The organism is Bifidobacterium sp. FKU, assembly GCF_026016385.1.
Taxonomy (GTDB): domain Bacteria; phylum Actinomycetota; class Actinomycetes; order Actinomycetales; family Bifidobacteriaceae; genus Bifidobacterium; species Bifidobacterium infantis.
Window position 1 is genome coordinate 106059 of sequence record NZ_CP092888.1, and the last position, 13520, is coordinate 119578.

Annotated in this window: 14 protein-coding genes; all 14 read left to right on the forward strand. The window is 61.8% G+C overall.

The window, feature by feature from the left end:
• Positions 1-112: 112 nt before the first annotated feature.
• On the forward strand, positions 113-997 hold the full coding sequence (urtB, locus tag MMB48_RS00465) for an urea ABC transporter permease subunit UrtB (protein ID WP_032745061.1): 885 nt from the start codon (positions 113-115) through the stop codon (positions 995-997).
• 21 nt (positions 998-1018) lie between these two features.
• Entirely contained in the window at positions 1019-2134 is a 1116-nt protein-coding gene (gene urtC / locus MMB48_RS00470) for an urea ABC transporter permease subunit UrtC (protein WP_032745059.1), read from the forward strand.
• Positions 2131-3048 carry an urea ABC transporter ATP-binding protein UrtD gene (urtD, locus tag MMB48_RS00475; protein ID WP_172664368.1) on the forward strand — a complete coding sequence of 306 codons (918 nt, stop codon included), beginning with the start codon at positions 2131-2133 and terminating at the stop codon, positions 3046-3048. The genes urtC and urtD overlap by 4 nt, the downstream gene beginning before the upstream one ends.
• Positions 3045-3755, forward strand: a complete 711-nt coding sequence (locus tag MMB48_RS00480; protein ID WP_080714886.1) for an ATP-binding cassette domain-containing protein — start codon at positions 3045-3047, stop codon at positions 3753-3755. The genes urtD and MMB48_RS00480 overlap by 4 nt, the downstream gene beginning before the upstream one ends.
• Positions 3756-3912: 157 nt before the next feature.
• Positions 3913-4932: a HoxN/HupN/NixA family nickel/cobalt transporter gene (locus MMB48_RS00485; protein WP_014484490.1), complete on the forward strand. Its 1020-nt coding sequence runs from the start codon at positions 3913-3915 to the stop codon at positions 4930-4932.
• 108 nt (positions 4933-5040) lie between these two features.
• Positions 5041-5739, forward strand: a complete 699-nt coding sequence (ureA, locus tag MMB48_RS00490; RefSeq protein WP_032745057.1) for an urease subunit gamma — start codon at positions 5041-5043, stop codon at positions 5737-5739.
• Between the two features lie 2 nt (positions 5740-5741).
• Positions 5742-7463 carry an urease subunit alpha gene (gene ureC / locus MMB48_RS00495; RefSeq protein WP_032745056.1) on the forward strand — a complete coding sequence of 574 codons (1722 nt, stop codon included), beginning with the start codon at positions 5742-5744 and terminating at the stop codon, positions 7461-7463.
• Between the two features lie 174 nt (positions 7464-7637).
• Entirely contained in the window at positions 7638-8276 is a 639-nt protein-coding gene (locus tag MMB48_RS00500; RefSeq protein WP_234883725.1) for an urease accessory protein UreE, read from the forward strand.
• Between the two features lie 29 nt (positions 8277-8305).
• Positions 8306-9127 (forward strand): urease accessory protein UreF, encoded by an 822-nt coding sequence (locus MMB48_RS00505; protein WP_032745054.1) that lies wholly within the window; start codon positions 8306-8308, stop codon positions 9125-9127.
• A 43-nt stretch (positions 9128-9170) separates the two neighbouring features.
• The gene (gene ureG, locus MMB48_RS00510; RefSeq protein ID WP_032745053.1) at positions 9171-9782 is read left to right on the forward strand and encodes an urease accessory protein UreG; all 612 of its coding nucleotides are present in this window, start codon (positions 9171-9173) and stop codon (positions 9780-9782) included.
• A gap of 55 nt (positions 9783-9837) precedes the next feature.
• The gene (locus MMB48_RS00515) at positions 9838-10692 is read left to right on the forward strand and encodes an urease accessory protein UreD (protein ID WP_032745052.1); all 855 of its coding nucleotides are present in this window, start codon (positions 9838-9840) and stop codon (positions 10690-10692) included.
• 31 nt (positions 10693-10723) lie between these two features.
• Entirely contained in the window at positions 10724-10870 is a 147-nt protein-coding gene (locus MMB48_RS00520) for a hypothetical protein (RefSeq protein ID WP_155270638.1), read from the forward strand.
• Positions 10871-10910: 40 nt separating this feature from the next.
• The gene (locus MMB48_RS00525) at positions 10911-12362 is read left to right on the forward strand and encodes an FAD-dependent oxidoreductase (RefSeq protein ID WP_032745051.1); all 1452 of its coding nucleotides are present in this window, start codon (positions 10911-10913) and stop codon (positions 12360-12362) included.
• Positions 12363-12499: 137 nt separating this feature from the next.
• A complete protein-coding gene (htpX, locus tag MMB48_RS00530; protein ID WP_032745049.1) occupies positions 12500-13438 on the forward strand; it encodes a zinc metalloprotease HtpX in 939 nt (312 codons plus the stop codon).
• The last annotated feature ends 82 nt before the right edge of the window (positions 13439-13520 follow it).

Here is a 13520-nt window from a genome sequence, read left to right on the forward strand (position 1 = left end):
GGCTCGATATGGTCCCAGCAGGCCCGATTCGTATCTCAAGGCGTATGCGTGGGCCGGGAGCCTGCAGAGCCCGGGTTCGGATTCGTCCAAGTGAATAAAAGGAGATAGAGGGATGAACATGCTTGTACCGCAGCTGGTCGCGGGATTGTCCAATGGCTCGATACTGCTTCTGGCGGCGCTCGGTCTGTCGTTGACCTTCGGGCAGATGGGCGTGATCAACAACGCGCATGGCGAATTCATGATGGCCGGTGCGTACACGGCGTACGTCATGAGCACGGTCTTCGCCAGCAAGACGCTTGCACTGGGCCTCGCGCTGGTCGCCGGTTTCGTGGTCGCGGGTCTGCTCGGCCTGCTGCTGGACGTGCTGCTGCTTTCGCGTATGCGCACCCGTCCTTTGGACACGTTGCTGGTCACATTCGGCGTTTCGCTGGTGCTGCAGCAGGTGGCGCGAGACATCTTCGGCTCCACGGGCGTCTATGCCCAAGCGCCGGAAGCGCTGACCGAGCCGGTCACGTTGTTCGGGTACGATTTCCCGGCATCGAGGCTGTTCATCTTCGTGGTGTCGGTGGTGTGCGTGGCCGCATTGTACGCGGTGCTGAAGTTCACGCCGCTGGGACGCCGTATCCGTGCGACCGCCGAAAACCGCGATCTTGCCGAGGTCTCCGGAATCTCCACCGCAACGGTGGATCACCTGACCTTCTTCATCGGATCCGGTATCGCCGGTATCGCCGGTGTGGCTTTGAGCCTGCTCAACTCCATCAGCTATAACTTCGGCACCTCGTTCATCGTGCAGGCGTTCCTTGTGGTCGTCGCCGGAGGCGTCGGACAGCTCAAGGGCGCCGTCATCGCATCCTTCGCGCTTGGCCTGTGCCAGTCCGCGATCGAGTTGCCGACCTCGTCGTCCATCGCGCAGATGTCCATTTTCCTGATCGTGGTGATCTTCCTGCAGTTCCGTCCTCAAGGTCTGGTCTCGGTCCGTTCCAGGAATCTGGCATAAGGCAAGAAGGGAGTGCATGTTATGGGATCTGTTGCCGCATTCGTCACCAAGTACCGTTCATGGATCGGTTCCATCGCCGCCGTCGCGTTGATCATCCTCGCGCCGACGGTCATGAGCGCGTACAGTCTGGGGCTGTTGTCCAAATACCTGTGTTACGCGATGGTCGCGGTCGGCATTGGCCTGGCATGGGGGCAGGGAGGCATGCTGACCTTGGGCCAGGGACTGTTCTTCGGACTCGGCGCCTATGTGATGGCCATCCACCTGAAGATCGAAGAACTCGGTCCAGACGCGGTTCCCGACTTCATGGCACAGTACGGCATCGACAGACTTCCCGGATTCTGGGAGCTTTTCCGCAATCCGGTCGTCACCATCATCGGCGTCGCCGTGGTGCCGGGCGCCGTTGCGGCGGCCCTCGGTTGGGCCGTGTTCGGCAGAGGCGTGCGTGGCGCCTACTTCGCGATCCTTTCCCAAGCGTTGGTCGCCGCGTTCGCCGTGCTGCTTGTTGGCCAGTCCAAGACCACGGGCGGCACCAATGGCCTGAACGACTTCTCCGGTTTCTTCGGCTACGATTTGACCGACCCGGCCAACAAAAGGATGATCTACTACATTTGCGCGTTCTGCGTGCTGGGCATGGTGCTCATCGCCGATTGGATTCGTCATTCATTCATGGGCGAGCTCATCATCGGCGTGCGGGACCAGGAGAACCGCATGAAGTTCCTCGGCTACAATCCCGCTTCCATCAAAGTGTTCACGTTCTCCCTCGCGGCCGTGTTCGCGGGCATCGGCGGCGCCATGTTCGTACCGGTCGTCGGCATCATCTCCCCCTCCGACATCGATGTGATTCCATCCATCATGATGCTTGCCGGCGTGGTGATCGGGGGAAGAAGCACCCTGCTTGGTCCGGTCATCGGCACGCTGATCATTCGATTCGCCGAAACGCAGCTCTCCGAGGCCTGCCCGTCCGTTTGGACGTACGTCGAAGGCGCGATCTTCATCCTGGTCATCGCCTTCGCCCCGATGGGCCTTGGCCAGATCAGGAACTTCCGTCCATGGCTGGCCGGAAGGCTCGGCCATGATAGCGTGAAGGCCACGGTGCCGAACGAGGCGGCAACAACCACAAAGGCGGTGAACGCATGAGCGACGAAAACAAGACCGAGGGTGCCGAGCTGGATCAGCTGCGCGATGAGATGCGCCGGATGCGCGATGAAGCCAGACGCTTCCGCGATGAGGCCGCCAGGATGAAGGCCGAGATCGCCAGAGAGCGCCAGGAGCTTGCGAGCCAGCTCGCGACTTTGGACGCTCAGGGCGGCCAATGGAACGACTACCTCGAAATCCGTGGATTGCATGTTGAATTCGACGGGTTCGTGGCGGTCAAGGATATCGACCTGACCGTCATGCACGGTGATCTGAGGTTCCTGATCGGTCCGAACGGCGCCGGGAAAACCACGATCATCGATGCCATCACCGGACTGGTGCCGGCCACAGGCTCGGCCATGTTCGGAGGGGAGGAGCTTATCGGACGCAAGCCGAACGACATCGTCCGGCTGGGGGTCGGCCGCACCTTCCAGACGGCCTCCGTCGTGGAAGAGCTGTCCGTGCTGCAGAATCTGCAGCTCGCCGAAGGCCTGCACAAGAAGACGTCGGAATTATTCAGAAGAACCGAGGGAGCGTCGCGCAACATCCAGAGCATCATGGAAGTGTGCGGTCTCGTCGGCGATGCGGATAAGACGGCGGGTATTCTGCCGCACGGCAAGAAGCAGTGGCTGGAGATCGGCATGCTGCTCGTGCAGGACGCGCGTCTGCTTCTTCTCGATGAACCGGTCGCCGGCATGACGCCGGCGGAACGTCAGGCCACCGGTGAACTGCTCACGCGCATCAGCCGCAATCGCACGGTCGTCATCGTCGAACACGATATGGATTTCATGCGTCAATTCGCCGACTCGGTCACCGTGCTCAATCAGGGGCGGATCCTCGCCGAAGGCAGCGTCGAGGACATCCAGAACAACGAGGAAGTGGTCAGAATCTACCTTGGCGGAGGAGAAGATCGATGATGGCAGAGAACATGTTGGAGATCAGGGGATTGCGAACGGGCTATGGCAAGGTGTCCGTGGTCAACGACATCGATGTGTCCGTCCGCCCCGGTGAGTGGGTGAGCATCGTCGGCAACAACGGCGCCGGGAAGACCACCCTGTTGAAATCGGTGGTCGGTCTGCTCCCGGCGACCGGTGGGTCGATCACCTTCGATGGCGTGGATGTCACTCGCGTCGCGCCGAACAAACGCATCCGCATGGGCATGGCGTTTGTTCCGCAAGGCCAGCAATCCTTTGGGCAAATGACCGTGGACGAGAATCTGCGCGTGGTCGCCGACCGTTACGGCGCCGAAGCACAGAGCCGGTATGACGAAGCGATGGAGGCGTTCCCCGTGCTGAGGGAGTTCGCCGACCGTCGTGCCGGTCTTCTCTCCGGCGGCCAGCGCCAGCAGCTATCCATTGCCAGGGCGTTGATCACCAGACCGAAACTGATGATTCTGGACGAACCCACGGAAGGCATCCAGCCGAATATCGTGGCGGAAATCCAACGGTCCATCCGTTCGATGGCCGAAGACAAGGGCATCGCCGTGATGCTCGTCGAACAGAAAGTGCAATTCGCGGTCGAACGTGCGGATCGCTACTATGTTCTCGCCGCAGGCCGATTCATCGGCGCCGGAGATGGCGGCGTCGGCGCGGTCGGGGAGGCGAAGGACGTCATGCGCGTCTGACGTGCCGGTCGCGGCTTCGGCCATGATTCGCGGAAACATGGCCGTAGCCGTGCCGTAATACGCGATCCCTATGGTTGCGCCCATAACGGATTCACGGATGGACGGGTCGGCGCGCGGTGCCCGATTCCGGTTCCCATGACCTGCAAGGAGAGTGTTGGTGAAAGGTCTGCGACGAATCGTGAAGGCGGGATTGCCGTACTATATGGGAACGGCGATGCTGCATATTCTGGGCATCGGCATGCTGCTCATGGCGGCCGGAACGGCTCCCGTGCTGTTTGGGCTGGGAATGCTCGCCTACACGTTGGGTTTGCGCCACGCGTTCGATGCGGATCACATCGCGGCGATCGACAATACCGTGCGCAAGCTTATCCAGCTGAAAAGAAACCCGAACGGCGTCGGATTCTTCTTCTCTTTGGGTCATTCGACCATCGTGTTCCTCATGGCGTTGCTTCTGGGATTGTCGTCCAAGTGGGCTCAGGCGCATATGGCCGTGTTCCAGCAGATCGGCGGATACGTCGGCGCCACGGTTTCCGGGATGTTCCTGATTCTCACCGCGGTGTTCAACGCGGTCGTGCTTGTGGACATGGTCCGGGTCTTCCGCTCCATGAAAGGCCATCGCAAGGATTACGACGACAACGCGTTCAGCGCGATGCTCGACTCGCGAGGTTTCATCAACAGAATCTTCGGCAGGCTTTTCGCCTTCGTGACCAGAAGCTGGCATGTGTATCCGATAGGGTTGCTCTTCGGACTCGGATTCGACACCGCCACCGAAGTCGCGTTGCTGGCCATGTCGGCCGGCGCCACGCAGTCGAACATCCCGCTGTACGGCACGCTTTGCCTTCCGATACTGTTCGCTGCGGGCATGAATCTCATGGACACCACGGATTCGGTGATGATGTCCAGCGCATACGAGTGGGCCTTCGACACGCCGGTGCGCAAGGTCTACTACAACCTGACCATCACCTCCGCTTCGGTGCTTGCCGCGGTGATGATCGGCGTGGTCGAACTGTTGCAGGTCATCGCCACGGCCATGAATCTTCGGAGCGGATTCTGGAACTGGGTGCAGGGAATCGACTTCAATTACCTCGGTTATGCGATGGTCGTGCTGTTCATCGGTTTCTGGCTCGTCTCGGTACTGATCTGGAAATACGGCAAGGTCGAGCAGCATTGGGCGTGACCATCGCTGCCACGCGATCCGCGGCATCATCGACGTGCGGGCGAGGGGAATCCTCCCGCGCACACGCAACGGCAACACTGTGAGGCAATCAACGACAAGGGGTCGAATATGAGACTGACGCCAAGGGAAACCGACAAGCTGCTCCTCCATCTGGCGGGGGAGTTGGCCAAGGAGCGAAGGGGCAGGGGAGTGAAGCTCAACTACGCCGAGGCGATAGCGCTCATCAGTTCGGAGGTGATGGAACGCGCCCGCGAAGGCAGGACCGTGGCGGAGCTCATGCACTATGGGCGCACCATCGTATCCGCGGATGACGTCATGCCCGGTGTCGCCGAGATGATCTCCGAAGTGGAGGTGGAGGCCACCTTCCCGGACGGCACCAAACTGGTCTCCATCCATGACCCCATCGAGACGACCGAGGAGCTCAAGCCGGGTGAATATATTCTCGCCGATGACGATATCGAGCTCAATCCAGACAGCGAGCCCATCGCGCTTGATGTGACCAATACCGCGGATCGCCCGATTCAGGTCGGTTCCCACTTCCACTTCTTCGAGGTCAACAAGTATCTGAGATTCGATCGCAAGGCCGCATACGGGAAGCATCTTGACATCGCGGCCGGCACCGCCGTGCGCTTCGAACCCGGTGAATCCCACAGGGTCGAACTCGTCGATTTCAGGGGCAGCCGTGAAATGCACGGCTTCAACGCGCTGACCGAAGGAAGGCTCGACGATCCCAAGGTGCGCGAGGCGGCGTTCGCCAGAGCCAAGGAGCAGGGTTTCCTCGGCTTCGATGAGGAAACGGAGGACTGAACATGAGAACCATCACCAGAAGCGACTATGCGGGCATGTTCGGGCCGACCACCGGCGATCGGGTGCGCTTGGGGGATACGGGTCTGTTGATCGAGGTCGAGAAGGATTACGCGCGTTATGGCGACGAATTGAAATTCGGCGGCGGAAAATCCTTCCGGGACGGCATGGGGCAGTCATCCGTCCAGAAGGACTCCGAATCGCCGGACACGGTCATCACCAACGCGCTCGTCGTCGATTACACCGGCATCTACAAAGCGGATATCGGCATCAAGGATGGGAAGATCAGCGCGATCGGCAAGGCCGGCAACCCGCAGACCATGGACGGGGTGACCCCGGGTCTTGCAGTCGGCGCGTGCACGGAGGCAATCGCCGGTGAAGGGCTCATCCTCACCGCCGGCGGCATCGACACCCATATTCACTTCATCGCGCCGCAACAAGTCCGCACGGCTCTTGCCGGCGGCGTCACCACCATGGTCGGCGGCGGCACCGGGCCGGCTGACGGCACCAACGCCACCACATGCTCGCCGGGCGCGTTCCACATCGCCCGCATGATCGAAGCCGCCGAAGCCATGCCGGTGAACGTCGCGTATCTGGGCAAAGGCAACGGGTCGTCGCCGGAACCATTGCGCGAGCAGATTCGTGCGGGAGCGGCCGGATTGAAGATCCACGAGGATTGGGGCGCGACCCCGGCCGTCATCGACACATGCCTCGGTGTCGCCGACGACATGGACGTGCAGGTGGCCATCCATACGGACACCCTGAATGAGGGAGGATGCGTCGAAGACACCATCGCCGCATTCAAGGGCCGGACCATCCACACCTATCACACCGAAGGGGCGGGCGGCGGCCACGCGCCCGACATCATCCGCGCGGCCAGTTTCCCCAACGTGCTCCCGAGCTCCACAAACCCGACCATGCCGTTCACCCGTAACACCATCGATGAACATCTCGACATGATGATGGTCACGCATCATCTTGACCGCAATGTGCCGGAAGACATCGCCTTCGCCGATTCGCGTATTCGCCCCGAGACCATCGGGGCCGAGGATGTGCTTCATGACCTTGGGCTGATCTCCATGATGAGTTCGGACTCGCAGGCCATGGGACGGGTCGGTGAGGTCATCACCCGTACCTGGCAGACGGCCGACAAGATGAAAAAGCAACGCGGCCCGCTCCCCGAGGATGCGCACGACGACAACCGCAACGACAATTTCCGTGTGAAGCGGTACGTGTCGAAATACACCATCAATCCGGCCATCACGCACGGCATCTCCGACTACGTCGGTTCCGTCGAAGTCGGGAAAATGGCCGATCTGGTGCTTTGGCAGCCGGCGCTGTTCGGCGCCAAACCGGAGATGATCATCAAGGGAGGATCGATCCTCCATGCGCGTATGGGCGACGCGAATGCGTCCATACCTACTCCCGAGCCGGTGCTGTACCGCGACATGTTCGGCGCGATGGGCAAGGCCTTGGGCTCCTCATGCGCCACATTCGTCTCGCAGGCCGCCCATGACGACGACATCGCCGGCCGGCTCGGTCTCGAACGGCAGGTGCTTCCGGTGCGCCACTGCCGTGGCATCGGTAAGAAGGATCTGAAGTTCAATGACACCATCGCGGATATTCAGGTCAACCCCGAGACGTTCCAAGTGAGCGTCGACGGCGAGCCGATCCACAGCGAACCGGTGGCGGAACTGCCGTTGGCGCAGCGGTACTTCCTGTTCTAGACGCCGAAGAACGGGTGCCCGCGCCGCCATGCGTGAGGGCGCGGGCACCCGCCCACCGGAAAGGAGGGCCTCGTTGCCGAATCGTTTCCCCGTGTTTACATGCCCGCCCTTTTCAGCGTCTAGCGTTCTGCGTGACCATCACAGGCAATGCAAACGAAAGGCGGCAGCAGGCTCATGATCGCCAACCGCATCTCCGGCAACATCATTTCGGACACATTCTCCGACGGCAAGCTGAACGTTCCGATCGAATTCGAATGGTTCGAGGCCGATAAGAAGCGCATGCGCAAAGTCGCCGCCGACGGCACCGAGTTCGGCGTCGCGGTCGGCGCCACCATCGCAGACGGCGATGTGCTCGCCGAAACCGCCGACAAACGCTATTTCGCCCGTATCCGCACCGCGCAGCTCATCGAGATTCCGGTGCATTCCATGAAGGAGATGGGGCGTCTGTGCTTCGAACTGGGCAACCGCCATCTCAGCCTGAAGGTGGAGGACGACCGCGTGCTGGTGCCATACGACCATCCGACCATGGAATACACGAAGAAGATCGGATTCGATCCGCGCGTCATCGAGGGCGGATTCGACGGATTCCTCATCGTCAAAGCGCATGCCGGCGCCGGCACCATCGTTCCGGGCACGAACAAAACCACCGGCGATCTGGCCGAAGAAGAGCAGGAGGCCGAACGGCATGAGCCCCACGCCCATGCCGTCGGCGAACATCACCACGAGAACAGCGAATACGAAGTCAACGGCGTATTGCATCGCGCCGACGGCATGCATTCGCACGATCACGGCCAAACCTGGCATATGCACTGATGCCGTCCGTACACATGAAGGAACACACGATGCCCCATGCCGGCTCCCCGGCTGATGAATGCGCCCTGCGTCATCTTGCGATGCTGCAGGTGTGCGACAGTGTTTTTCCCGTCGGCGCATTCGCCTTGTCGAACGGCATGGAGACCTTCGTGCAACGCGACCTGCTGCGGTCCTCGGCTGATTTCGAGCAATATCTGAAAGACTATGTGGAGGTTGCCGCATACCGCGAGATCGGGCAGATGGTGATCGCGGGCAAGATGGCCGCGGGCCGCGACCCCGATGACGCCGGTTTCGTGAACGGACTCGCCGAGCTCGACGCATTGTGCGTGGCCTTGCAGTCGGCGAGGGAGATTCGTGAGGGGCAGAACCGCATGTGCATGCGCATGATCAAACTCGTCGATCAGATGGAGGCCCAACCGTTGCAGCCCGTCGATTCAAGGCGCGGGCATGGCGTCGACCGCGGGGAGGCGTCCAAACGGGGAGGCGCCGCCCGTCCGCGCACCATTCCACACGTCGACCGGTACAAGCGACTCGTGGATTCGGGAACCTGTTTCGGCATGCACTCGATAGCCATGGGTCTGTATGCCGCCGACAAGGCGGCGTCGCTGCGGGACGCGGCCGTCACCTATTGCTACTCGCTGCTCAGCGCACTCACCGTCTGCGCGGTCAAAGCCGTGCCGATCAGCCAATATGCAGGGCAGGTGGCGCTCAGTCGTGCGTTTCCCGAAATCGTCGCCGCGGTCGATCTGGCGTTCACGCTCACTCCCGATGACCTGGGTGTATCCGGGGCGTACATCGACATCGCGGCCATGCAGCACGAAACGTTGTACTCACGGTTGTACATGAGCTGAGCAGACGGAACACGATACCACAGTGTTGAAAGAAAGGAACATCATGAGTTATGTGAGAATCGGCGTGGCGGGACCCGTTGGCTCCGGCAAGACCGCTCTGATCGAGCGGCTGACCCGCAAGATGGCCGACGATTATTCGATATGCGTCGTGACGAACGACATCTACACGAAGGAAGACGCCGAATTCCTGATCGCCAATTCGCGCCTGCCCGAGGACCGGATCGTGGGTGTGGAGACCGGGGGATGCCCGCACACCGCCATTCGCGAGGACTGCTCGATGAATCTGGAGGCGTGCGAGGCGATGGCCATGTCTCACCCGGACGTGGACATCATCTTCGTGGAATCCGGCGGAGACAATCTGTCCGCGACGTTCAGCCCCGATCTGGCGGATGCGACGATCTATGTGATCGCCACCGATGAGGGAGACAAGATCCCCCGCAAAGGAGGGCCGGGCGTGACGCGTTCCGATCTGCTGGTCATCAACAAGACCGATATCGCGGATCTGGTGCACGCCGATCTGAATGTGATGGCGCGCGATTCCGAGAGGATGCGTAACGGCCGACCGTACCTCTTCACCGATCTGATGAACGACAAAGGCGTGGACGACGTCATCGCATGGATCCGGAAATCGGTCTTGTTCGAGGACATGCGGTGACTGCATGAATCACGCCATCGCACGACCACGCACCGCACGACCGTAAGAGGGGCGTATGCCGGAAAGCACATTCCGCATGTCCACGGCGTTCCGTCATGGGCGCACCAAAGTGGACGACCTGTATTTCGAGGCGCCATTCAAGCTGATGACGCCGTTTCATGACGGCGCGCACACGGATTGCATGGTCATGCTCGCATCCCCCGGTTTCCTTGGCGGCGATGTGGCGCATATCGAGTGCACGTTCGGAGCCGATACCGATACGACGATGCGCACGCAGAGCTACGAGAAAGTACTCGACACGGCTGACGGCGAGGCGAAACGAACCATCGACCTGACGGTGCTGGACAACGCGAAAGCCGTGTTCCTGCCGTTCCCGGTCATCCCGTTCGCGCACTCGGTGTTCTCGAACGTCACGAACGCCCATATCGGTGCGCAATCGTCATTCATGTATGCGGATGTGGTCACCTGTGGTCGTGTGGGCATGGGGGAGCGGTGGAAAATGCGGCGGTTCAGCAGCTCCACTCGCGTCTATGTGGACGAGGCGAGCGAGGAGGGCGGTCCCCGGTCTCGCCCCCGTGGCGACGGGGAGGAATCCGCCCCGCGTCTGGTCTTCGCCGACCGCCTGCTGCTGGAACCGGACCGCTTCACGTATACGGATACGGCCATGTGGCGGGAGTTCACCCACTGCGGCATGGCCTATCTGCACGTTCCCCGCCGGGAATCAAGGCGGACGCAGATGACGGCGGAGGACGAGCTCGTCGAACGGATTCGTGCGCTGGCGCACGATCGTGGGCCGAGAGGCGAGATCGGCGTGAGCCGCCAGAACGAGGGGATCGCGGTGCGTCTGCTCACCGACCGTGGGGACGACGCCTTCGGGTTCTTTGCCGAAGTCGCGCAATTGCTGCGGTAGATAACCGAACACTCGTGCACGGCGTGTCGACATGCTCCTTGACGAGACCCGGAAACTGGTCGATGACCTCTCCGCCGCACTGTTGCGCGTCGAACGCATCATCGACATGCTCAAGCGCGAACACGACCAAGAGGCGAACCGGCCGGGCGGCGAGATGCGCCCGCATCCCCACGAATGATCCCTATCGCAACGGAAGGCTTTGCGCTAGGCTAGAGCGCGTGACTGAATCCGTGAATACTGAACTCCGCATTGCTGTAATCGGCGCCGGGCCGGCCGGCGTCTATTCCTCCGACATCTTCCTGCGCCAGCTCAAGAAGTTGGGTGAGGGACTCGGCCTTGGCACCGAAGCGCGCATCGACCTGTTCGAAAAACTGCCGGTACCTTTCGGGCTGGTGCGTTACGGCGTGGCTCCGGACCACCCGTCCATCAAGTTCATCGCCTCCGCGCTTGAGAAGACGCTCGACAACCCGAATATCCACCTGTACTGCGATGTGGAATTCGGCAAGGACGTGACCCTCGACGAACTGCTGGCCCGCTATGACGCCGTGCTGTTCGCCACCGGCGCGGTCAAGGACAAGCCGCTGAACCTGCCCGGCGCCGACCTTGAAGGCGTGTACGGCGCCGCCAAGTTCGTCGAATGGTACGACGGTTACCCCACCGGTGCCCGCGAATGGCCGCTTACGGCCGAGAACGTCGCCGTGATCGGCGGCGGCAACGTGGCCATGGATGTGGCCCGCGAGCTCATGCGCGACGCCGACGACCTCAAGGCCAGAACCGACATTCCCGACAACGTGTACGAGGGCATCGGCCAGAACAAGGCCAAGGTGCTCCACCTGTTCATCCGCCGTGGCGTGGCCCAGGCCAAGTTCAGCGTGCAGGAACTGCGCGAGATGGAGAAGTTGCCCGGCGTGCAGCTCATCATCAACGAAGACGACTTTGACCTGGACGACGAGACCATCGAGGTGGCTGGCAAGGACAAGCTCACCCGCCAGATGGTCGAGGAGCTGTTCGCCATCCGCGAGATGGCCGAAGACATGGAAGATGATGGCGACGTCGACTTCGAAGGCAATCCGGCCGACCGCAGGTATTATGTGCACTTCAACTCCGCCCCCACCGAGATTCTCGGCGAGGACGGCAAGGTCAAGGCCATCCGCGTGGAACGTACCGAGACCGGCGCCGATGGCAGGATGCGCCGCACTGGCGAGTTCACGGACTACCCGGTCGAGGCCGTCTACCATGCCATCGGCTACCGGCCCGCCGAAGCCCCCGGCATCGCCTACGACGAACATGGCGCCCACCTGGCCAACGCCAACGGCGACGGCCGCATCACCGCCGATGCCGACGGCGGCGACGTGCGCGAACGGTTGTACGCCACCGGTTGGGCCAAGCGCGGCCCGGTCGGTCTGATCGGCTCCACCAAGTCCGACGCGCTCGCCATCGTGACCAACATGCTCGAGGATCTGGCCAAGGCCGCTGAAGGTGGCCGTGTGGCAGCCGACCGCGACCCCGAATCCATCGACCGACTGCTGGCCGAGCGCGGCGTCCGCCCGATCGACTTCGCCGGCTGGAAGAAGGTCGATGCCTTCGAGCGTGCCGAGGGCGCCAAGGAAGGCCGCGAACACAAGAAGGTCATCGATCCCGAGCAGATGCGCGAGCTCGCCCACGCCTGACGGTTCGCCCGCGCCGTCCGGCACCCGTCCGTACCCGCGCCCCGTGTGGGCGCGGCCGGGCGGACCGGGCGAATATTCGACATTGCGCTTGGCGCATATCCAGCAATCATTCAGCCTGCGACTTTAGTGTGTGCAGTATGGATGCCAAAGTACGGGTGCACGGCCACTTCAACGGCCTGAAAACGACGTTGCTCTTTACCCTGATGTGGGCCGTCATCATGCTCATCTGGTGGGCCACGGGCGGCAGCAGGCAGACGTTGGGCGTCTATATCGTCATCGGACTGGTCACCACGTTCGGCACCTACTGGTTCTCCGACAAACTCGCCATCGCCTCCATGGGCGCGCGGGAAGTCAGCGAACAGGAAGCCCCGGAAATCTACCAGATCGTGCGTGAACTGAGCGCCAAGGCCGGCAAGCCCATGCCGCGCATCTACATCGCCCCCACCATGAGTCCGAACGCCTTCGCCACCGGACGCAACGAACGGCATGCGGCCGTATGCTGCACCCAAGGCATCCTGCAGATTCTCAACGCCCGTGAACTGCGTGGTGTGCTGGGCCACGAACTTATGCACGTGTACAACCGTGACATCCTGACCTCCGCCATCGCCTCCGCCATGGCCACCGTCATCTCCTACCTGGGCTACTCCCTGATGTACTTCGGCGACAACCGGAGCGATGATCGCAACGATTCCGGCGGACTCGGCCTGATCGGCGCGTTGTTGAGCATGATTCTCGCGCCGATCGCCGCCTCCCTGATTCAGATGGCCATCTCCCGCACGCGTGAATACGACGCCGACGAGGACGGCAGCCTGCTGACCGGAGACCCCGAAGCCCTCGCCTCGGCGCTGAACAAGATCTCCTATGGCGCGCAGGCCGAGCCGATGCGCAAGACCGCGGGCACCCAGTCCGTTTCCGCGATGATGATCGCCAATCCGTTCTCCATGGCCGGCTTCTCACGCCTGTTCTCCACGCATCCGCCGACCGAGGACCGCATCGCGCGTCTCATGCAGATGGCCAACGAAATGAACGGCACGCCGATCGCTCCGCCCACCTACTCCACACGAACTATTCGCTAAGTGCCTCCTACGTAGGTCTCCATCATTGTTTTTTCGTTGTTCATGGGTGAGCCACGTCTTTGTCGGGCAACTGTAATCGCTG